Source organism: Streptomyces sp. NPDC088915, from assembly GCF_044749825.1.
Lineage (GTDB): Bacteria > Actinomycetota > Actinomycetes > Streptomycetales > Streptomycetaceae > Streptomyces.
The window spans coordinates 358,471-376,440 of record NZ_JBIVIR010000005.1; the positions used below are offsets into that span (position 1 = coordinate 358,471).

The window sequence follows — 17,970 nt, forward strand, 5'->3', positions numbered from 1 at the left end:
GCTCACTGACAACGCCTCCGGGACGCGCCCCCGGGCCTCCGGGGGACCCCGTCAGATCGCCCAGGCGTACTGCGACGGCGCGTGGGTCTCCCCGCCCAGCTCACGGGCGGCGCGGCGGGGCCAGGAGGCGTCGCGCAGCAGCTCGCGGCCCAGGAGGACCGCGTCGGCCTCGCCGTTGGCGACGATCTTCTCGGCCTGTCCGCTCTCGGTGATGAGGCCGACGGCGGCCACGGGCAGCCCGGTCTCGGCCTTGACGCGGGCGGCGAAGGGCACCTGGTAGCCGGGGCCGACCGGGATCCGGGCCGGCCCGCCGTTGCCGCCGCTGGAGACGTCGAGGAGGTCCACGCCGTGCTCGCGCAGCAGCGCGGCGAACCGCACGGTCTCGTCGGCCGTCCAGCCCTGTTCCTCCAGCCAGTCGGTGGCCGAGATCCGGAAGAAGACGGGCAGGTCCTCGGGCCACACGGCCCGCACCGCGTCGACGACCTCCAGGGCGAAGCGGGTCCGGTTCTCGAAGGAGCCGCCGTACGCGTCCGTGCGGTGGTTGCTGTGCGGGGAGAGGAACTCGCCGATGAGGTAGCCGTGGGCGCCGTGCACCTCGACGACCTCGAACCCGGCCGCCAGGGCGCGGCGGGCCGCGTCCGCGAACTGCCCGGTGATCTCCCGGATCCGCTCCCCGGTCAGCTCGGTCGGCACCGGGTGGTCCTCGGCGAACGGGACCGGGCTGGGGCCGGAGGGCTGCCAGCCGTCGCCGCCGGGCGCGACGGGCCCGCGGCCCTCCCAGGGACGGTTGGTCGAGGCCTTGCGGCCGGCGTGGCCGATCTGGATGCCGGGCACGGTGCCGTGCTCCTTGAGGAAGCCGGCGATCCGCCGCAGCCCCTCGGTCTGGGCGTCGTTCCAGAGGCCGAGGTCCGCCGGGCTGATGCGGCCCTCGGGGGCCACGGCGGTCGCCTCGACCAGGATCAGTCCGGCGCCGCCGGTGGCGCGGGCGGCGTAGTGGGCGAAGTGCCAGTCGCGGGCGACGCCCGCCTCCGGTCCGGTCGTCTCCGCCGAGTACTGGCACATGGGCGCCATCCAGACCCGGTTGGGGAAGGTCAGGGACCGCAGGGTGAAGGGCTCGAACAGGGCGACGCTCATGACGGACTCCGTTTCGGGTGGCTCGGTTTCGGGATGCCGCGAAGATGCTCGTACGATACTCACCGTACTACGGCGACTGTCAAACTACGAGGTTCCTCGTACAATGGATCCTTCCCGGAGAAGTGGAGCCGCCGCCATGACGACCACCACCAGCTCGCGCGTCCTCGAACACCCCGCGCGCGACCAGATCCGCCTCGAAGACGTGCTGCACGCGTTCGCGGACGCCGTGCGCCTGCGGATCGTGCGGGACATGGCGCGTGAGGACACCGAGCTGAGCTGCTCGTACTTCGACCTGCCGGTGACCAAGTCCACGACGACGCACCACTTCCGGGTGCTGCGCGAGAGCGGGGTCGTCCGGCAGGTGTACCGGGGGACGGCGAAGCTCAACGCCCTGCGCAGGGAGGACCTCGACGCCCTCTTCCCCGGCCTCCTCGACACCGTCCTCGCGGCGGCGGAGGCCCAGGCCGGCCGCGACGGAGGCGGGGGCGAGGGGGCGACGGCCTGACGGCCGCCGCCGGGAAGCGCCCGTCCCTACAGCGCGCGCATCCGGTTGATCTCCGACGTCTGCTGGGCGATCACGTCGTTCGCCATCTCCTCCACGAGGCCGTTGTTGCCCGCGCCCAGCAGCTCCGCCGCCATCGTCACGGCCCCCTGGTGGTGCGTGATCATGAGCTTCAGGAAGAGCTCGTCGAAGGCCTTCCCCCGGGCCTTCCGCAACTCGGCCAGCCGGGCCTCCGTCGCCATCCCCGGCATCGCGTGGTGGTCGTGCGCCCCTTGCTCGCGCGGCCCGCCGTTGTTCTCCAGCCACCCCTCCATCGCGCCGATCTCCGGCTTCTGCGCGGCCGAGATGCGTTCGGCGACCTTCCTGACCCCGTCGGACCCCGCCCGCCCCGGCACCAGTTCCGTCATCGTCAGGGCCTGGCGGTGGTGCGCGATCATCATCTGGACGTACCGGAAGTCCGCGCCGTTCGGGCTCTCGTCGGGCAGCAGCCGGGCGGCCTCCTCGGGGGACACCCGCCGGGCCGGTTCGCCCGGCTTCCCCGGCGCGATCACCGTCCCCCCGGTCGGGGCGGCCCGCGGCGCGTCCTCCTCCGGCCCCGAGTCGCAGGCGCCCAGGGCGAGTACGGCGGCGACGGACAGGGCCGCGACGGCGACGGCACGCTGACGGCGGATCAACAACGCGACCTCCAGGTGTTCCTGCGGGACCGAGTCCGTTCCTAGCACTTTTCTCCGGGGGACCGATCGGAATCCTTCATTACGTCTGTGTTGCCATCTGTTGAGATGTGCACGGCAAGGAAGATACTGCCGGGGTCCAACACCCGTTCACGACTGAACGGACACCAGGGAGGACGGAGTGACTTCGTTGCGTACCCCGCGTACCACGACCGCCGCGCGCGACCCGCGTCGACGGACCAGACGCCTGGGCGTGGCATCCGCCGCGGCCGGACTGCTGGCCACACTGCTCGCCGCCGGGCCCGTGGCCGCCACCCCCGACCCGGGAGACGCCCCCGCGCGGACCGCGGTCTCCTCGGAACGGGCCGCCGACGCGCGCTCCGCGATCCGGAGCGGCGAGATACCCGGCGTGGACGAGATCGTCCACACCCGGAACATCGAGCACCTCGCGAACATCCCCAAGGACGCCCTGCCGGGCCTCAACACGGACCTCGCCTTCCAGGGCGAGTACGCCTTCGCCGGCAACTACGACGGCTTCCGGATCTTCGACATCAGCAGGCCGAAGTCCCCGAAGACCGTCGCCCAGGTCCTCTGCCCCGGCTCCCAGAACGACATCTCGGTCTCCGGGGACCTGCTCTTCCTCTCCACCGACTCCTCCCGGAGCGACGACTCCTGCGCGAGCACCACGCAGCCCGCCACGGTCAAGGAGTCCTGGGAGGGCATGAAGATCTTCGACATCAGCGACATCGGGAACCCGAAGTACGTCGCCTCCGTCGAGACCGCCTGCGGCTCCCACACCCACACGATCGTGCCGCAGCGCAAGGACGTGTACATCTACGTCTCGTCGTACGGCCCCAGCGACTCCTTCCCCGACTGCCGGCGCCCGCACGACGGCATCTCGGTCATCAAGGTGCCCCGCAAGGCGCCCCAGAAGGCGAAGCTCGTCGGCTTCCCCGTCCTCTTCCCGGGCGAGGGCCCGGACGGCGGCGGCAACCCCGGCGCCCCCACCAACCCGGGCGTCTCCAAGACCACCGGCTGCCACGACATCACCGTGCTGCCCGAGGAGGACCTCGCGGCCGGCGCCTGCATGGGCGACGGCATCCTCTTCGACATCTCGGACCCCGAGCACCCGCGGGTGATCGACCGCGTCCAGGACAACGTCAACTTCGCGTTCTGGCACTCCGCGACCTTCAACCAGGACGCCGACAAGGTCGTCTTCACCGACGAGCTCGGCGGCGGCGGCGCGGCCACCTGCAACGCCGAGGTCGGCCCGAACCGGGGCGCCGACGGCATCTACGACATCGTCGGCAAGGGCAAGAAGCGCAAGCTCGTCTTCCGCAGCTACTTCAAGATCCCGCGCCACCAGGCCGCCACCGAGAACTGCGTCGCCCACAACGGCTCCCTGATCCCGGTCGAGGGCAAGGACCTCATGGTCCAGGCCTGGTACCAGGGCGGCGTCTCCGTCTGGGACTTCACGAACTCGGCCGAGCCGAAGGAGATCGCCTACTTCGAGCGCGGCCCGCTCTCCGACACCACCCTGTCGGTCGGCGGCTCGTGGTCCGCGTACTACTACAACGGCCACATCTACTCGAACGACATCGCCAAGGGCTTCGACGTCCTCAAGATCTCCGACCGCCGCACCGACCCCGCGAAGCGGGTCCGCCTGGACGAGCTCAACGTCCAGACGCAGCCGTACTACTTCGACTGATCCGGCCCGCCGCGCACCTCGCGGCCCGTCGGTGACCTGAGCGACGGCGCGCCGTCGGGCGGACCCCCGTCCGGCGGCGCGCCCCGCTCCCAGTCGAGGCCGTACCGCGTGAACAGCTCCGACCGCAGCCGCGTCCACGGCATCGGGGCCCCCGGCAGCAGCACCGCCACCACCGCGCCCATCAGCAGGGCCCGCAGCAGCGGATAGTCCGTGTCCACGTCCTCGGAGCCGTACCGCTCGACCGTGTCGCGCAGCAGGAAGGCGAGGCGCTGCTGCTCCTCGCACCGCACGAAGCCCTCGGCCTGCAGGATGCCCGCCATGTGGGTCCGCATCAGGGTCGGGCGCTCCACCGCGAGCCCCAGGATCGCGTCGATCGCGCGGGCCAGCCGCTCCCGGCCGTCCTCCGTGCGCGGCTCGCGCTCCAGCGCCGCCTCCAGCGTGAGGTGCATCAGGCGGTGCACCGCCGACTGGAGCAGCTGCCGCTTGCCCGGGAAGTAGTACGAGATCAGTCCCCGCGCCGTGCCCGCCCGCTCCGCGATGTCGCCGAGCGTGGTCGACTCGTAGCCCTTGGTGCCGACGAGCTCCACGGTGGCCTGCAGAATGCGCTCCCGCGACCGGCGCCGGAGCTCTTCATTGACCGATGGGCTACGCGGGGACATGCTGGACTCCTGCGTTGACTGGCTGCCGGCCAATATACTCGGCGCATCCCGTCGGCCTGCCCCCGTGGCGGACCGCCGGGGACGCCGTCTGTTCTGGGCGACACGGGGGATCGTCCAGAACAGGCGGCTTCACCGTTCCCCAGCCCTTCCGCTCCCGCCGTCCGCGTCGCCGGCCCCGGGGGAGGTCCGCGGGCCACGCCGCTCGCTCCTGCGGTACGCGAGGATCGCCACGGCCACGCAGAACCAGCCGAGGAGCCAGCCCCCGACGACGTCCGAGGGCCAGTGGACGCCCAGGTAGGCCCGGGTCCACCCCACCCCGAGCACCGACACGGCCGCGGCGCCCGCCAGCGCGCCCCAGCCGCGCCACTCGTCCCGCCAGTGCAGCGCGAGGACCCAGAGCAGCAGTCCGCAGGTGACCGTCGCCGTCATCGCGTGCCCGGACGGGAAGGCCGTGTAGCGCGCCCAGTCCACCGGATCGGGCCACTGGGGCCGCTCCCGCCCGACCAGCGCCTTCAGGCCCTGCTGGAGCAGCACGGCGAGGACGCTCGTCCCGACCACCCACAGGGCGAGCCGCCGCTCCCTCCGCCACCACAGCAGCGCCGCGGTGCCGGCGGCCAGGGCGCGCATCGTCAACGGGTCCCAGACCCAGTCGCTCAGGACGCGGTTGACGCGGGTGAGGCCGGGGTGGGCGACGGCGCCGCGGTGCAGCTCCTCGGCGACCGACCGGTCGAAGGAGAGCAGCGGCGACCAGCCGACGGCGACGAGCGCGAGCAGCAGGGCGGACAGGACTCCGGAGACCACGGCGGAGGAGCGCATGCGCCGATCCTGCCCCAGGACCGTCGCCGCACGGCCCCTCACACGCCCCGGGCGGTCCTCCGCGTGCTTCGCGCGCCTTCCGGGGCGCCCTGCGGGTCAGGGGGCTAGGGCCTGTCCGGCGGATCATGGCCGGGGCCGCGACGCCTGGCACGGTACCTCGCCGCGTTGCCGAAACGTCCCGATAGCTCCGCTATCGAGCCGCTCCGGCGCCTTGCGATGCTTCCCCTAGGCCCTTGAGGGCCTGGGGAGACCCCATGCACCAGACGCCGCGGCCCACCCGACCCTGATCCGCCGGACAGGCCCTAACCCAGCGCGCGCAGGGCCGGGACGAAGGCCACGAGCACCGGGACCACGGGCACCAGGGCCGCGGCCGCCGTCAGGCGCAGCCGGCGCCCGGCGGTGAGCCGGGGCGCCGCGGTCAGGAGGCGGTTCACCCGCTGGGGCAGGCCCGCGCCCGGGGCCGGCCCGGGTCCGAACACCCCCCGGTCCTCGTTCAGTTCGACCAGTGCGAGCGCGATCGTCAGACGGCCGAACCGGCGCGAGGCCACGTCGTCGGCGGCCAGCTCCACCAGGCGGTGCATCTCCTCGCGGAAGGCCGTGAAGACGGGGATCCCCGGGAAACCGGCGGCCAGCGCCGCCGAGCAGTGCAGCAGCCAGTCGTGCCGGGCGCGGGCGTGTCCCTGCTCGTGCGCCAGAACCGCGTCCAGCTGACGTCCCTTCAACCGGCGCAGCGCCGCCGTGGTGATGACGAGCCGGGGCGTGGGCCCCGCCAGCCACCAGGCGTCCGCCCGCTCGCCCTCCAGGACCACCAGGCGCTCGCCGCCCGGCTCCTCCCCGGGCATCAGGGGCGCCCGGACGAGCAGGTCGCAGCGGCGCTGCCGACGCCGGGCGCGGGCCCGGCCGATCTCCCGGCCCAGCATCGCCCCGGACCACACCCCGCCGGCCGCGAGGGCCACCGCGAGCACCGCGGACCAGGGGCCGCTCGTGCCGAGCTCGTACGCCTCGACCACGGCGCTCGGCGCGGGCGCGAAGACCTGCCCCCGCACGGCCTGCCAGGCGGCGGACGCGCTGAACGTCATGGAGAGCGCGAAGCTCAGCAGGACGGCGGCCACCACGCACTGCCACACCCACAGGGCCACCACGGGTTCTCGCTCGACCCAGTCCGCCCGGGACAGCAGCCGGGGGGCCGCGAGGGCGGTCAGGAGACCGAGCAGGAACAGCACGAGGGAGACCCACATGGCGCCAGCCTATGAGCGCGGTACCGGCCGGGGGTACGGGCGCGGAGAGCAAGTGACGTACGCCACGGTTTCGTTGCCCGCCCGTCGGAGGGACGGGCACCCGCCCCTCCGACGGGCGGGCGACCCGCCGCCACGGCCCCGCCCCCGACGTGTTCAGAGCGTCACGAGCATCGCCACCATGCCCAGCGCCATCGACAGACGGCAGGCCAGCGTCATCTCCGGGCCGCCCGTCCGGCCCGCCCCACCTGTCGGCGCGGAGCCGTCCGCCGGGCCGCCCGCGGGCGCCGTCACCGGGACGAGCCGCGCCCCCGCGCGCAGCACGTACGCCGCGTAGTAGAGGAGGAGCCCGCCCGTGAGCACGGGTATGCCCCCCGCGCCCGTCGCCGTGTGCCCCGCGTGCGCCCCCGGCCCGCCCGGGACCGCCATCGCCACCGCCATGTAGACCATGGCGAGCGAGCCCACCAGGTGGTGCAGGTGGTGGCCGCCGTGCCGGACGGCGAGCAGGCCGTGCAGCGCCGTCGCGCCGAACACCGCCGCGTACACCGCCCAGCTCCACTCCGGCGGCGTCAGGACCGCCGCGGGCAGCGCCATGAACGCCATCCCGAACCCCATCACCGCCTCGCCGCCCGCGGCCCGCCGCTCCTCCCCGGCGCACGCGCGCATCCGCAGCAGGCAGTACACGCCCGTCACCGCGCACAGGGCGACCAGCAGCCACCCGGACAGAGCCGGTCCGTGCACGGCACACCTCCCCCTCGTCACCGTCCCCTCCGGAGGAAAATGCCCGCCTCCGCGGAGGGGTACGCGGGCGCACGGTTGCGCACAGGCGTACGAGGGGGAGCGAAAGGTGCGCGCGTTAGGCTCGGGACGATCGCGCACGCCGATCGTCGACGCCCGAGGGGAGCCCCGTACATGGACACCGCCACGTCCCAGGAGACCGGCCGGATCAGCTATCGCGAAGCGGTCCTGGAGGACGTCCCCGTCCTCGTCCCGCTCGTGGAGTCGGCCTACCGGGGCGACGCCAGCCGGGGCGGCTGGACCACGGAGGCGGACATCCTCCAGGGACAGCGCACCGACCCCGAGGGCGTGGCCGCCGTCATCACCGCCCCCGGCAGCCGCCTCCTGGTCGTCGAGCGGGACGGCGAGACCGTCGCCTGCTGCCAGTTGGAGCACCGCGGCGAGGCCGCCTACTTCGGGATGTTCGCCGTCCGCCCCGAGCTCCAGGGCGCGGGCCTCGGCAAGCGGATCATCGCGGAGGCCGAGCGCCGGGTGCGCGCGCTGTGGGACGTGCGCGAGATGCACATGACGGTGATCTCCGTGCGCGAGGAGCTGATCGCCTGGTACGAGCGGCGCGGCTACCGGCGGACGGGCCGGACGACGCCGTTCCCCTACGGCGACGAGCGCTTCGGCGTGCCCCAGCGCGACGACCTGGAGTTCGAGCTGCTGGTCAAGCCGCTGGTGTGAGCCGGGGCCCGGCGGACCCGCGGGTCCCGAAAGGACCCGAAGGGCGGAAGCGTGGCCTCACCCCCTGACGACAGGAAAAACTTCTGTCGACAGGGGGGTCGCACAGGATAATTTCTCTTGCTCCTCTTGTGGGGGAGAAGCGTCGATGTATACGGTGTCTTGACGCGAGGTTCTCCTGTGGAGGAAGAGGCATGACGGAAATTCTTGTGCAGGACGTGACCGGTGAGGGGATATCCACCGACGCCCGGGTGATCGACCACCCGGCCTGGCCCGAGCTCAAGAACGCCGTGGAGGAGATCCGCGCCTGGCAGCGCGCGGACGGCTCCATCGACTTCGAGGCCGAGGACGCCCCCGCCCGCTCCCTCGTCGAGCTGACCCTCGACCGGGTCGTCGGCGCGGTCGAGCACCTCGCCCCCCTCCTCCCGCACGACGCCGCCTACCACCGCGCCCTCGTCTCCGACCTGCGCAAGTGGGCCGCGAGCGGCTTCGCGGTGCCGGACTTCCTGGACGCGCTGCTCGCCTTCCAGCCGGCCGCCGACCGCGCCGACGGGCTCCAGCACCTCGTGCTCTTCCCGATGTACACGCAGAACGGCAACCCGGACCGCAACCTCGAGGCCGTCGTGCTCCGCATGGTCTGGCCCGAGTGGCTCGCCGAGCTGGAGCGCACCCGCTACGACAACCCGCTCTTCTGCGGCATCACCTTCGAGGACTTCACCGCCGGGTACGACACGAACTCGGCCGTCCTCTTCCCGGAGACCGTCGCCGTCCGCGAGGCTCCCGAGCGCTTCACCTGGGGCGGCATCTTCTGCGACCGCGAGGCCGCCCGCTTCCGCAAGGTCACCGAGGCCGCCGTCGACACCCTGGGCATCGAGCTGCCCGCCGACATCGCCGCCATGATCGACGACCAGGAGCGCTGCGAGAAGGCCTTCGTCCTCTGGGACATGGTCCACGACCGCACCCACAGCCACGGCGACCTGCCCTTCGACCCCTTCATGATCAAGCAGCGCCAGCCCTTCTGGATGTACGGCCTGGAGGAGCTCCGCTGCGACCTCACCGCCTTCAAGGAGGCCGTGAAGCTGGAGGCCGAGGGCAACACGCACGGCCGTGACGTGCAGTACGCCGTCCTCTTCGACCGCATGTTCCGCTTCCCGCTCTCCGGCGACCGGAACCGCAACTACGACGGCCTCGGCGGCCAGCTCCTCTTCGCGTACCTCCACAAGCACGACGTGGTGCGCTGGACGGACAACACGCTCAAGATCGACTGGCAGCGGGCCCCCGAGGTCACCAACCAGCTCTGCGCCGAGATCGAGAAGCTCTACCGCGACGGCATCGACCGCCCCAAGCTCGTCCACTGGTTCAAGGCGTACGAGCTGGTCTCCACCTACCTCGCCCCGCACCCGGGCTCGAAGTGGGCCAAGGGTCCCGACGCCCTCGACCTCTCCCTGCCGCCGCGCAAGCTCGTCGACGACGTGCTTCCGGACGAGTTTCCGCTCAGCATGTTCTTCGAGGCCCTCGCCAAGAAGCTGAAGGGCGTGATCGCCGACACCAAGGGGATCACCGCCGCCGACGCCCCGCGCACCGAGCGGGCCGCCGCGTGAGCGCTCCTGCCGGGAAATCGAGGAACGCCGAGCGCACGGAGGAGACGGTGTCCATGAACGCCGACGGAAACGGCGGGCCGCTCGACGGCGCCGTCATCGCGGTCGCCGGCGCGGCCGGTCCCGCGGGCCGCGCCGCGCTGCTGCGGCTCGCCGAGGCGGGCGCGACCGTGATCGCGTCCGACGCCGACCCGGCCCGCCTCGCGGAGGCCGTCGACGCGGCCCGCTACGCGCACGGCGGCGCCACGGTCGTCGGCGACACCGTCGACCTGCTCGACCTCGCCGCCACCCGCGACTGGGCCGCCAAGACCGAGAAGGAGTTCGGCCGGATCGACGGCCTGGTCCACCTCGTCGGCGGCTGGCGCGGCAGCGCCTCCTTCACGGAGACCGAGCTCAAGGACTGGGACTTCCTGGAAAAGCTCCTGGTCCGCACGGTCCAGCACACCTCGCTCGCCTTCCACGACCCGCTGCTCCGCGCGGGCGGCCGCGGCCGCTACGCCCTGATCAGCCAGGTCGGCGCCCACAAGCCGGTCGCCGGGAACGCCGCGTACAACGCGGGCAAGGCGGCGGCCGAGGCCTGGACCCTGGCCATGGCGGACTCCTTCCGCAAGCTGGGGGGCGACGACGGCCCGCAGGCGGCGGCTGCGATCCTGGTGATCAAGGCGTTGGTGCACGAGGCGATGCGCGCCGAGCGCCCCAGCGCGAAGTTCGCGGGCTTCACCGACGTCGACGACCTGGCCGCGGAGATCGCCGGCCTGTGGGACAAGCCCGCCCAGGAAGTGAATGGACAGCGTCTGTGGCTGACCCCCAAGCCGTGACCGCGGCCCTCGGCCCCAGGACCGACGCGCGTCGTCACCACGACCCGTCGGTCCGGGGCTTCGCCAGCGACAACTACGCCGGCGCCCATCCCGAGGTCCTCGCGGCCCTCGCCCTCGCCAACGAAGGCCATCAGGTCGCCTACGGCGAGGACCGGTACACCGACCACCTCCAGCGGATCGTGCACAGCCACTTCGGTCCGGGCGCCGAGGCCTTCCCGGTCTTCAACGGGACCGGGGCCAACGTGACCGCCCTCCAGGCGCTCACCGACCGCTGGGGGGCCGTCATCTGCGCCGAGTCCGCCCACATCAACGTGGACGAGGGCGGCGCGCCGGAGCGGATGGGCGGCCTCAAGCTGCTCACCGTGCCGACCCCGGACGGCAAGCTCACCCCCGAGCTGATCGACCGGCAGGCGTGGGGCTGGGAGGACGAGCACCGGGCCATGCCCCAGGTCGTCTCGATCACCCAGAACACCGAGCTGGGCACCGTCTACACGGTGGACGAGATCCGCGCGATCGTGGAGCACGCCCACTCCAAGGGCATGAAGGTGCACCTCGACGGGGCCCGGATAGCCAACGCCGCCGCCTCGCTCGACGTGCCCATGCGCGCCTTCACCAACGCGGTGGGCGTGGACGTGCTCTCGTACGGCGGCACCAAGAACGGCATGATCTTCGGCGAGGCCGTGATCGTGCTGAACCCGGACGCGGTCAGCCACATGAAGCACCTGCGCAAGCTGTCCATGCAGCTCGCGTCGAAGATGCGCTTCGTGTCGGTGCAGCTGGAGGCCCTCCTCGCGAAGGACCTCTGGCTGCGCAACGCCCGCCACGCCAACGCGATGGCCCAGCGCCTCGCCGCCGGGGTGCGCGCCCTCGACGGGGTGGAGATCCTCTACCCGGTCCAGGCCAACGCGGTCTTCGCCCGCCTTCCGCACGAGGTGAGCCGCCGGCTCCAGGAGCGCTTCCGCTTCTACTTCTGGGACGAAGCCGCCGGCGACGTGCGCTGGATGTGCGCCTTCGACACCACGGAGGACGACGTGGACGCCTTCCTCCAGGCCCTGAAGGAAGAGCTGGCCCGCTAGCCCGCACTGCATGAATATGCGGCCGGACGGAAATCGATTGATTCTGTCCGGCCGTCTCCATAGGGTCGACCGGCATGGAACTCATCCAGCAGGACCCCGACATCAGCGCCTACCTGGCCGCGAGCGAGGCCGTCGACCACGAGCACCCGGTCGTACGGGAGATCGCGGACCGCCTCTCCGCCGCACACCCCGACGCATACGCATACGCCGAAGCGGCCTTCGACCACGTACGCGACGCCGTCCCGCACTCCATGGACACCGGCGACCCCCGCGTCACCTGGCGCGCCTCCGACGTCCTGGAGCTGCGCACCGGCATCTGCTACGCCAAGTCGATCGCGTACGCGGCGCTCCTGCGGGCCCGGGGCGTCCCGGCCGCCCTCTGCTACCAGCGCCTCACGGACGACGACGGCTCCCACCCCGTGGTGCACGGCCTCGTCGCCGTCCTGCTGCCGGGGGAGCGGGCGTGGGCCCGCCAGGACCCCCGGGGAGTCAAGCCGGGCGTCGACGCCCGTTTCTCCCTCGGGGAGGAACGCCTCGCGTGGACCGTACGGCCGGAGCTCGGCGAGGTGGACTACCCGCTGCTCCACGCCGAACCCCACCCGGCGGTCCTGGCGGCCCTGAAGGCCGCCCCCGATCGGCCGTACCTGGAGCGGACGCTCCCCGCGGAGCTCGGGCCGGTCAGGCTTCCTTGACCTGGGCCGGCGTCGGAGCCGTGCCCCCGAGGTGCGCGGGCACCCACCAGGTGTCGCCCGCGTCCTTGGGGCGGACCGGGTAGGCGCGCTGCGCGGCCTCCAGGAGCTCCTGGACGCGCTCGCGCAGCCGCCGGGTGATGGCGCCCGCGTACTGGTCGGCGGGGGCCTCCACGGCCTCGCCGACGCGGATCGTCACCGGGATGTGGTTCCGCTTGAAGTTCCGCGGCCGGCCCTTCGTCCAGATCCGCTGGGTGCCCCACAGCGCCATCGGGATCAGCGGGACGCCGGCCTCCTGCGCGAGGCGCGCCGCGCCCGTCTTGAAGCCCTTGAGCGTGAAGGACTGGGAGATGGTCGCCTCGGGGAAGACGCCGATGATCTCGCCGGCCCGCAGCGACTCCAGGGCGTGCTTGTAGGCGTGCTCGCCCTGGGCGCGGTCCACCGGGATGTGCTTCATGCCGCGCATGAGCGGACCCGAGACCTTGTGCCGGAAGACCGAGTCCTTCGCCATGAAGCGCACCAGGCGCTTCTGGGGCAGCGCGGCGAGACCGGTGAAGATGAAGTCCAGGTAGCTGATGTGATTGCTGACCAGGACGGCTCCGCCGGTCCGCGGGATGTGCTCCGAACCCTGTGTCTCGATCTTCAGGTCCAGCGCCTTGAACATGGTCAGGGCGGCACCGATGACCGGCCGATAGACGAGTTCTGCCATCGGAGAGGAACCCCTTCTTCCTGCTTGTCCGGGGAGGGTTCTCCCGGCGAAGTTACGCGGCCGTAGGTTTTCGGCTTCGGGCAGATCGTGCCCCATGAGGGACGCTGTGACCAGCCTGAGCGCCGTCGCACGGAGAGATTCTCATCACTCGTGGTGGCCGGAACGGGAATCGAACGCCCGCTCCGTGACGCTGTACCCCGTGACGCGCGGAACAGACGTGCGCGGACCGATACGGAGGAGGGGGAGGGATGAGCGAGGTCCTGGGACCGGAGGTGCTCGGCGCCGAACTGGGGGAGCGGGCCACCCTGGTCCAGTTCTCGACCGCCTTCTGCCAGCCCTGCCGGGCGACCCGCCGCACCCTCGCCGAGGTCGCCGCGATGGTGCCCGGCGTGGGACACGTCGAGATCGACGCCGAGGAGCGGCTCGACCTCGTGCGCGCGCTCGGCGTCGCGCGCACCCCCACCGTGCTCGTCCTCGACCGGACCGGCCGCGTCGTCCGCCGGGCCGCCGGACAGCCCCGCAGGGCGGACGTCATCGCCGCCCTGGGCCGGGCGGTCTGACGCGGTGACACCTCTTTCCCGTACGCGCGCGGCGGCACCCCCTTCCCGTACGCGCGCGGTGACGACCCTCCCGGTCCGGGCGGGCGAACCCCTCCCGGCGCACGCGGTGACGCTCCTCCCACATCGCGGTACGCACTTGACTGCAACCGCCACCGATCGTCACCCTGGCGGGGTGACTCTGGAACTCCTTCTCTACGGGCGGGCCCACGTGGACCTGGCCCGCAACGCGAGCGCGCGCTGTCCGGGCGTCTGACCCACTCCAGGACTCCTCTCATGCCGCCCTCGCAGAAGGACAATTCCATGACGGTTTCGCCCGAGCTCCGCACCGTTCCCACGATCGGCGCGCCCCGGCAGGCCTCTCCCGATCTGCTCCGCTCCGTCTTCCGCCGGCACGCGGCCGGCGTCGCGGTCGTCACCGCGCACGGCGAGCGTCCCGTGGGGTTCACCGCGACCTCGCTCAACTCCGTCGCCGCCGAACCGCCCCTGATCTCCTTCGGCGTGGGCACCGCGTCCTCCTCCTGGCCGGTGGTCTCCGAGGCCGAGTTCATCGGCGTGCACATACTCGGCGAGCACCAGCAGGACCTGGCCGCCACCTTCGCGCGCAGCGGCGCCGACCGCTTCGGCGAGGGGACCCGCTGGAGCGTCGGTCCCGAGGGCGTGCCCGTCCTCGACGACGTCCTCGCCTGGCTGGTGTGCCGCGTCGTGGCCCGGGTGCCCGCCGGGGACCACCGGATCGTCATCGCGCAGGCGGTCGCGGGCGACCCGGACGGGGCGGGCCGGCCGCTCCTCTACCACCACGGGCGCTTCAACGCGCTGCGCGACTGAGAGTTCCCGTACGCGCCGCTCTCCGCGCGTTGGCAAGGTCACACGGCTGAGCGCTTGCTCAGCGGTAACGAACTGGGTGTACTGGCGAGTAATATTTTGGTCGGGGCGTCCGGCGCCCCGATCGGAAACCCGCCCTTCAGGCGCCTATGCTGCGAGCAACAAGGCAGCCCAGTTATGACGATGCAGTAGGAGAGCCGGCGTGAGCTTGAGGATCGTTGTCTGTGTGAAGTACGTGCCCGACGCCACCGGCGACCGGCACTTCGCCGATGACCTGACGGTGGACCGCGACGACGTCGACGGCCTGCTGTCGGAGCTCGACGAGTACGCGGTCGAGCAGGCCCTGCAGATCGCGGAAGAGGCGGACGACGCCGAGGTCACCGTGCTCACGGTCGGTCCCGAGGACGCCAAGGACGCGCTGCGCAAGGCGCTGTCCATGGGCGCCGACAAGGCGGTCCACGTCGAGGACGACGACCTGCACGGCTCCGACGTCATGGGCACCTCGCTGGTGCTCGCCAAGGCCATCGAGAAGACCGGCTACGACGTGGTCATCACCGGCATGGCCTCCACCGACGGCGTCATGGGCGTGCTGCCCGCGATCCTGGCCGAGCGCCTGGGCGTCCCGCAGGTCACGCTGCTCTCCGAGGTGAAGATCGAGGGCGGCCCCAACGGTACGGTGACCGGCCGCCGCGACGGCGACGCCGCCTCCGAGCAGCTGGAGGCCTCCCTGCCGGCCGTCGTCTCCGTGACGGACCAGTCGGGCGAGGCGCGCTACCCGTCCTTCAAGGGCATCATGGCCGCCAAGAAGAAGCCGGTGGAGTCCCTGGACCTCTCCGACCTCGACCTGGAGGCCGAGGAAGTGGGTCTGGAGGGCGCGTGGACCGCGGTCGACTCCGCCACCGAGCGTCCGGCCCGCACGGCCGGCACGATCGTCAAGGACGAGGGCGAGGGCGGCAAGCAGCTCGCCGAGTTCCTCGCGAGCCAGAAGTTCGTCTAAGGCTTCAGCCGCGCGGGCCGGGAGCCTTCCCGGGGTTCGCGCGCGCCGCTCAGACCTCCCCCTCACCTTCGCAGGAGATTGAATCCCCATGGCTGAGATCCTCGTCTACGTCGACCACGTCGACGGAGCCGTCCGCAAGCCCACCCTGGAGCTGCTGACGCTCGCCCGCCGCCTCGGCGACCCGGTCGCCGTCGCCCTCGGCAACGGCGCCGCCGACACCGCCCCGGCCCTCGCCGAGCACGGCGCCGTCAAGGTCCTGACCGCCGACGCGCCCGAGTTCGCCGAGTACCTCGTCGTCCCCAAGGTCGACGCCCTCCAGGCCGCCTACGACGCGGTCTCCCCGGCCGCCGTCCTCGTGCCGTCCTCGGCCGAGGCCAAGGAGATCGCGGCCCGCCTCGCGGTCCGCATCGGCTCCGGCGTCATCACCGACGCCGTGGACCTGGAGGCCGGTGACGAGGGCCCGGTGGCGACGCAGGCCGTGTTCGCCGCCTCCTTCACCACCAAGTCCCGCGTCTCCAAGGGCACCCCGGTCATCACGGTCAAGCCGAACTCGGCCCCCGTCGAGGCCGCCCCGGCCGCCGGCGCCGTCGAGGCCCTGTCGGTCTCCTTCGGCCCGCTGGCCACCGGCACCAAGGTCACCTCGCGCACCCCGCGCGAGTCGACCGGCCGCCCGGAGCTGACCGAGGCCGCGATCGTGGTCTCCGGCGGCCGCGGCGTCAACGGCGCCGAGAACTTCGCGATCATCGAGGCCCTCGCCGACTCGCTCGGCGCGGCCGTCGGCGCCTCGCGCGCCGCGGTGGACGCCGGCTGGTACCCGCACGCCAACCAGGTCGGCCAGACCGGCAAGTCGGTCTCGCCGCAGCTGTACATCGCGTCCGGCATCTCCGGCGCGATCCAGCACCGCGCGGGCATGCAGACCTCGAAGACGATCGTCGCGATCAACAAGGACGCCGAGGCGCCGATCTTCGAGCTCGTCGACTACGGCGTGGTGGGCGACCTCTTCGAGGTCGTCCCGCAGCTGACCGAAGAGGTCAAGACCCGCAAGGGCTGACCTGCGGTTCTGTCGGACCGGGGGCCGCACGGTGAACTCTCACCGTGCGGCCCCCGGCCGTTTCGGACACCCATTGACTCAGCTCCGGCCGCCCGTTAACTTCGCCATACGGATTGTTGATTCCGTGCAGCGGAAAACAGGAGGGTAGTGGGATGGGTCAGCAGGAGAAGGTGTCGACGAGCCTCGCGGGCGCGGTCAGCGAGGGCATCAGCGCCTCCCTCGCCGCGGTGGACGCCGAGCTGGACCGCCGCTACCCGGGGGACCCCGGCACCCGCCAGCCCGTCCACACCGTCTACGTCCCCGGCAACGTCTTCGACGCCGGCACCGTCCGCTCCTGGGGCGACCAGGCCCTCGCCGCCCTCGACGAGCACGCCCCCGACGCCGCCTCCTTCGCCGCCGTCCTCGGCCTCTCCGACGACCTCGCCGAGGACGTGTACGGCCGCGTGCGGGCCAAGCTGGAGCGCGAGCCGATCGAGGACCTCCGGGTCGACTTCGAGGACGGCTACGGGGGCGACGACGAGGACCGGGACGCGGCCCGCGCCGCCCGGCTGGTCTCCGAGGCGTACGCGAAGGGGACGGCCGCCCCGTACACGGGCATCCGGATGAAGTGCATGGAGGCCGCCGTACGCGACCGGGGCATCCGCACCACCGACGTCTTCCTCACCGGCCTCCTGGAGCACGGCGGTCTCCCCGAGGGCCTCGTCCTCACCCTCCCCAAGGTCACCTACCCCGAGCAGGTCACCGCCTTCGTGCGCCTCCTGGAGGCCTTCGAGAAGGCCCACGGCCTCGACGCCGGCCGCCTCGGCTTCGAGATCCAGATCGAGACCAGCCAGGCCATCCTCGCCGCCGACGGCACCGCCGCCGTCGCCCGCATGATCGGCGCCGCCGAGGGCCGCGCCACCGGACTGCACTACGGCACCTTCGACTACAGCGCCTGCCTCGGCGTCTCCGCCGCCTACCAGGCCAGCGACCACCCGGCCGCCGACCACGCCAAGGCGATCATGCAGGTCGCCGCCGCCGGCACCGGCGTTCGCGTCTCCGACGGCTCCACCAACGTCCTGCCGGTCGGCTCCACCGCGCACGTCCACGAGGCCTGGCGCCTGCACTACGGCCTCACCCGGCGCGCCCTCGCCCGCGCCTACTACCAGGGCTGGGACATGCACCCCGGCCACATCCCCACCCGCTACGCCGCCGTCTTCGCCTTCTACCGCGAGGGCTTCGAGGCCGCCGCCAAGCGCCTCTCCGCCTACGCCAACCACGCGGGCGGCGACGTCATGGACGAGCCCGCCACCGCCAAGGCGCTCAGCTCCTACCTGCTGCGCGGCATCGACTGCGGCGCCCTCGACACCGCCGAGGTCGACGCCCTCACCGGCATGACCCGCGCCGCCCTCGACCGCTTCGCGGCCCCGCGCCGCGGCGACCTCACCGCCTCGGCCGAGTAGCCGGACGACGGACCCGCCGACG

At 72.4% G+C, this 17,970-nt stretch carries 19 protein-coding genes; 12 read left to right on the plus strand and 7 right to left on the minus strand.

Going from position 1 to position 17,970, the window contains the following annotated elements; all coding sequences use genetic code 11:
* Positions 1 to 51: 51 nt before the first annotated feature.
* On the minus strand, positions 52 to 1,134 hold the full coding sequence (locus ACIP5O_RS12105) for an NADH:flavin oxidoreductase/NADH oxidase (protein ID WP_401291766.1): 1,083 nt from the start codon (positions 1,132 to 1,134) through the stop codon (positions 52 to 54).
* A gap of 136 nt (positions 1,135 to 1,270) precedes the next feature.
* On the opposite strand from ACIP5O_RS12105, the gene ACIP5O_RS12110 reads away from it, so the two are divergent.
* On the plus strand, positions 1,271 to 1,639 hold the full coding sequence (locus ACIP5O_RS12110) for an ArsR/SmtB family transcription factor (RefSeq protein WP_401291769.1): 369 nt from the start codon (positions 1,271 to 1,273) through the stop codon (positions 1,637 to 1,639).
* Positions 1,640 to 1,665: 26 nt separating this feature from the next.
* On the opposite strand, the gene ACIP5O_RS12115 is transcribed toward ACIP5O_RS12110, so the two are convergent.
* Positions 1,666 to 2,313 carry a DUF305 domain-containing protein gene (locus ACIP5O_RS12115; protein ID WP_401291966.1) on the minus strand — a complete coding sequence of 216 codons (648 nt, stop codon included), beginning with the start codon at positions 2,311 to 2,313 and terminating at the stop codon, positions 1,666 to 1,668.
* Between the two features lie 175 nt (positions 2,314 to 2,488).
* Between ACIP5O_RS12115 and ACIP5O_RS12120 the strand changes: the two genes are divergently transcribed.
* On the plus strand, positions 2,489 to 4,015 hold the full coding sequence (locus tag ACIP5O_RS12120; RefSeq protein ID WP_401291772.1) for an LVIVD repeat-containing protein: 1,527 nt from the start codon (positions 2,489 to 2,491) through the stop codon (positions 4,013 to 4,015).
* On the opposite strand, the gene ACIP5O_RS12125 is transcribed toward ACIP5O_RS12120, so the two are convergent.
* The 4 genes from ACIP5O_RS12125 to ACIP5O_RS12140 all read right to left on the minus strand — a co-directional run bounded on the left by ACIP5O_RS12125 (position 4,003) and on the right by ACIP5O_RS12140 (position 7,466).
* A complete protein-coding gene (locus tag ACIP5O_RS12125) occupies positions 4,003 to 4,674 on the minus strand; it encodes a TetR/AcrR family transcriptional regulator (protein ID WP_401291775.1) in 672 nt (223 codons plus the stop codon). The two genes, ACIP5O_RS12120 and ACIP5O_RS12125, sit on opposite strands and share 13 nt — an antisense overlap.
* A 129-nt stretch (positions 4,675 to 4,803) precedes the next feature.
* Positions 4,804 to 5,490, minus strand: coding sequence for a phosphatase PAP2 family protein (locus ACIP5O_RS12130; RefSeq protein ID WP_401291778.1), 687 nt, complete (start codon positions 5,488 to 5,490; stop codon positions 4,804 to 4,806).
* Between the two features lie 302 nt (positions 5,491 to 5,792).
* A complete protein-coding gene (locus ACIP5O_RS12135) occupies positions 5,793 to 6,728 on the minus strand; it encodes a M56 family metallopeptidase (protein WP_401291781.1) in 936 nt (311 codons plus the stop codon).
* Positions 6,729 to 6,881: 153 nt separating this feature from the next.
* Positions 6,882 to 7,466 (minus strand): DUF5134 domain-containing protein, encoded by a 585-nt coding sequence (locus ACIP5O_RS12140; RefSeq protein WP_401291784.1) that lies wholly within the window; start codon positions 7,464 to 7,466, stop codon positions 6,882 to 6,884.
* A gap of 171 nt (positions 7,467 to 7,637) precedes the next feature.
* Here ACIP5O_RS12140 and ACIP5O_RS12145 point away from each other — a divergent pair, with 171 nt between their 5' ends.
* The 5 genes from ACIP5O_RS12145 (at position 7,638) to ACIP5O_RS12165 (ending at position 12,370) form a co-directional block, all read left to right on the plus strand.
* Positions 7,638 to 8,189, plus strand: coding sequence for a GNAT family N-acetyltransferase (locus tag ACIP5O_RS12145; RefSeq protein ID WP_401291787.1), 552 nt, complete (start codon positions 7,638 to 7,640; stop codon positions 8,187 to 8,189).
* A gap of 191 nt (positions 8,190 to 8,380) precedes the next feature.
* The gene (locus ACIP5O_RS12150) at positions 8,381 to 9,787 is read left to right on the plus strand and encodes a DUF6421 family protein (RefSeq protein WP_401291790.1); all 1,407 of its coding nucleotides are present in this window, start codon (positions 8,381 to 8,383) and stop codon (positions 9,785 to 9,787) included.
* 53 nt (positions 9,788 to 9,840) lie between these two features.
* Positions 9,841 to 10,602 (plus strand): SDR family NAD(P)-dependent oxidoreductase, encoded by a 762-nt coding sequence (locus ACIP5O_RS12155; protein WP_401291793.1) that lies wholly within the window; start codon positions 9,841 to 9,843, stop codon positions 10,600 to 10,602.
* A complete protein-coding gene (locus tag ACIP5O_RS12160; protein ID WP_383440767.1) occupies positions 10,599 to 11,678 on the plus strand; it encodes a threonine aldolase family protein in 1,080 nt (359 codons plus the stop codon). The genes ACIP5O_RS12155 and ACIP5O_RS12160 overlap by 4 nt, the downstream gene beginning before the upstream one ends.
* 74 nt (positions 11,679 to 11,752) lie before the next feature.
* Positions 11,753 to 12,370, plus strand: a complete 618-nt coding sequence (locus ACIP5O_RS12165) for a transglutaminase family protein (RefSeq protein ID WP_401291796.1) — start codon at positions 11,753 to 11,755, stop codon at positions 12,368 to 12,370.
* Here ACIP5O_RS12165 and ACIP5O_RS12170 read toward each other — a convergent pair.
* Complete coding sequence (locus tag ACIP5O_RS12170) at positions 12,357 to 13,076, minus strand: lysophospholipid acyltransferase family protein (RefSeq protein ID WP_356545215.1); 720 nt, start codon at positions 13,074 to 13,076, stop codon at positions 12,357 to 12,359. The genes ACIP5O_RS12165 and ACIP5O_RS12170 overlap by 14 nt on opposite strands.
* 248 nt (positions 13,077 to 13,324) lie before the next feature.
* Here ACIP5O_RS12170 and ACIP5O_RS12175 point away from each other — a divergent pair, with 248 nt between their 5' ends.
* The 5 genes from ACIP5O_RS12175 to ACIP5O_RS12195 all read left to right on the plus strand — a co-directional run bounded on the left by ACIP5O_RS12175 (position 13,325) and on the right by ACIP5O_RS12195 (position 17,948).
* Positions 13,325 to 13,636 carry a thioredoxin family protein gene (locus ACIP5O_RS12175; protein WP_125665075.1) on the plus strand — a complete coding sequence of 104 codons (312 nt, stop codon included), beginning with the start codon at positions 13,325 to 13,327 and terminating at the stop codon, positions 13,634 to 13,636.
* A gap of 300 nt (positions 13,637 to 13,936) precedes the next feature.
* Positions 13,937 to 14,461 (plus strand): flavin reductase family protein, encoded by a 525-nt coding sequence (locus ACIP5O_RS12180; RefSeq protein WP_401291800.1) that lies wholly within the window; start codon positions 13,937 to 13,939, stop codon positions 14,459 to 14,461.
* 199 nt (positions 14,462 to 14,660) lie between these two features.
* The gene (locus ACIP5O_RS12185) at positions 14,661 to 15,455 is read left to right on the plus strand and encodes an electron transfer flavoprotein subunit beta/FixA family protein (protein ID WP_401291802.1); all 795 of its coding nucleotides are present in this window, start codon (positions 14,661 to 14,663) and stop codon (positions 15,453 to 15,455) included.
* An 88-nt stretch (positions 15,456 to 15,543) separates the two neighbouring features.
* Positions 15,544 to 16,506: an electron transfer flavoprotein subunit alpha/FixB family protein gene (locus tag ACIP5O_RS12190; RefSeq protein WP_401291805.1), complete on the plus strand. Its 963-nt coding sequence runs from the start codon at positions 15,544 to 15,546 to the stop codon at positions 16,504 to 16,506.
* 152 nt (positions 16,507 to 16,658) lie between these two features.
* Positions 16,659 to 17,948 (plus strand): DUF6986 family protein, encoded by a 1,290-nt coding sequence (locus tag ACIP5O_RS12195; RefSeq protein WP_401291808.1) that lies wholly within the window; start codon positions 16,659 to 16,661, stop codon positions 17,946 to 17,948.
* The last annotated feature ends 22 nt before the right edge of the window (positions 17,949 to 17,970 follow it).

What these genes read in the sequence shown, in the direction of transcription:
- ACIP5O_RS12195 (WP_401291808.1), top strand. Translation starts at nt 16,659, where the DNA reads ATGGGTCAGCAGGAGAAGGTGTCGACGAGCCTCGCGGGCGCGGTCAGC.
- ACIP5O_RS12170 (WP_356545215.1), bottom strand. Translation starts at nt 13,076, where the DNA reads ATGGCAGAACTCGTCTATCGGCCGGTCATCGGTGCCGCCCTGACCATG.
- ACIP5O_RS12180 (WP_401291800.1), top strand. Translation starts at nt 13,937, where the DNA reads ATGACGGTTTCGCCCGAGCTCCGCACCGTTCCCACGATCGGCGCGCCC.
- ACIP5O_RS12135 (WP_401291781.1), bottom strand. Translation starts at nt 6,728, where the DNA reads ATGTGGGTCTCCCTCGTGCTGTTCCTGCTCGGTCTCCTGACCGCCCTC.
- ACIP5O_RS12165 (WP_401291796.1), top strand. Translation starts at nt 11,753, where the DNA reads ATGGAACTCATCCAGCAGGACCCCGACATCAGCGCCTACCTGGCCGCG.
- ACIP5O_RS12105 (WP_401291766.1), bottom strand. Translation starts at nt 1,134, where the DNA reads ATGAGCGTCGCCCTGTTCGAGCCCTTCACCCTGCGGTCCCTGACCTTC.
- ACIP5O_RS12150 (WP_401291790.1), top strand. Translation starts at nt 8,381, where the DNA reads ATGACGGAAATTCTTGTGCAGGACGTGACCGGTGAGGGGATATCCACC.
- ACIP5O_RS12175 (WP_125665075.1), top strand. Translation starts at nt 13,325, where the DNA reads ATGAGCGAGGTCCTGGGACCGGAGGTGCTCGGCGCCGAACTGGGGGAG.
- ACIP5O_RS12145 (WP_401291787.1), top strand. Translation starts at nt 7,638, where the DNA reads ATGGACACCGCCACGTCCCAGGAGACCGGCCGGATCAGCTATCGCGAA.
- ACIP5O_RS12155 (WP_401291793.1), top strand. Translation starts at nt 9,841, where the DNA reads ATGAACGCCGACGGAAACGGCGGGCCGCTCGACGGCGCCGTCATCGCG.
- ACIP5O_RS12130 (WP_401291778.1), bottom strand. Translation starts at nt 5,490, where the DNA reads ATGCGCTCCTCCGCCGTGGTCTCCGGAGTCCTGTCCGCCCTGCTGCTC.
- ACIP5O_RS12190 (WP_401291805.1), top strand. Translation starts at nt 15,544, where the DNA reads ATGGCTGAGATCCTCGTCTACGTCGACCACGTCGACGGAGCCGTCCGC.
- ACIP5O_RS12125 (WP_401291775.1), bottom strand. Translation starts at nt 4,674, where the DNA reads ATGTCCCCGCGTAGCCCATCGGTCAATGAAGAGCTCCGGCGCCGGTCG.
- ACIP5O_RS12110 (WP_401291769.1), top strand. Translation starts at nt 1,271, where the DNA reads ATGACGACCACCACCAGCTCGCGCGTCCTCGAACACCCCGCGCGCGAC.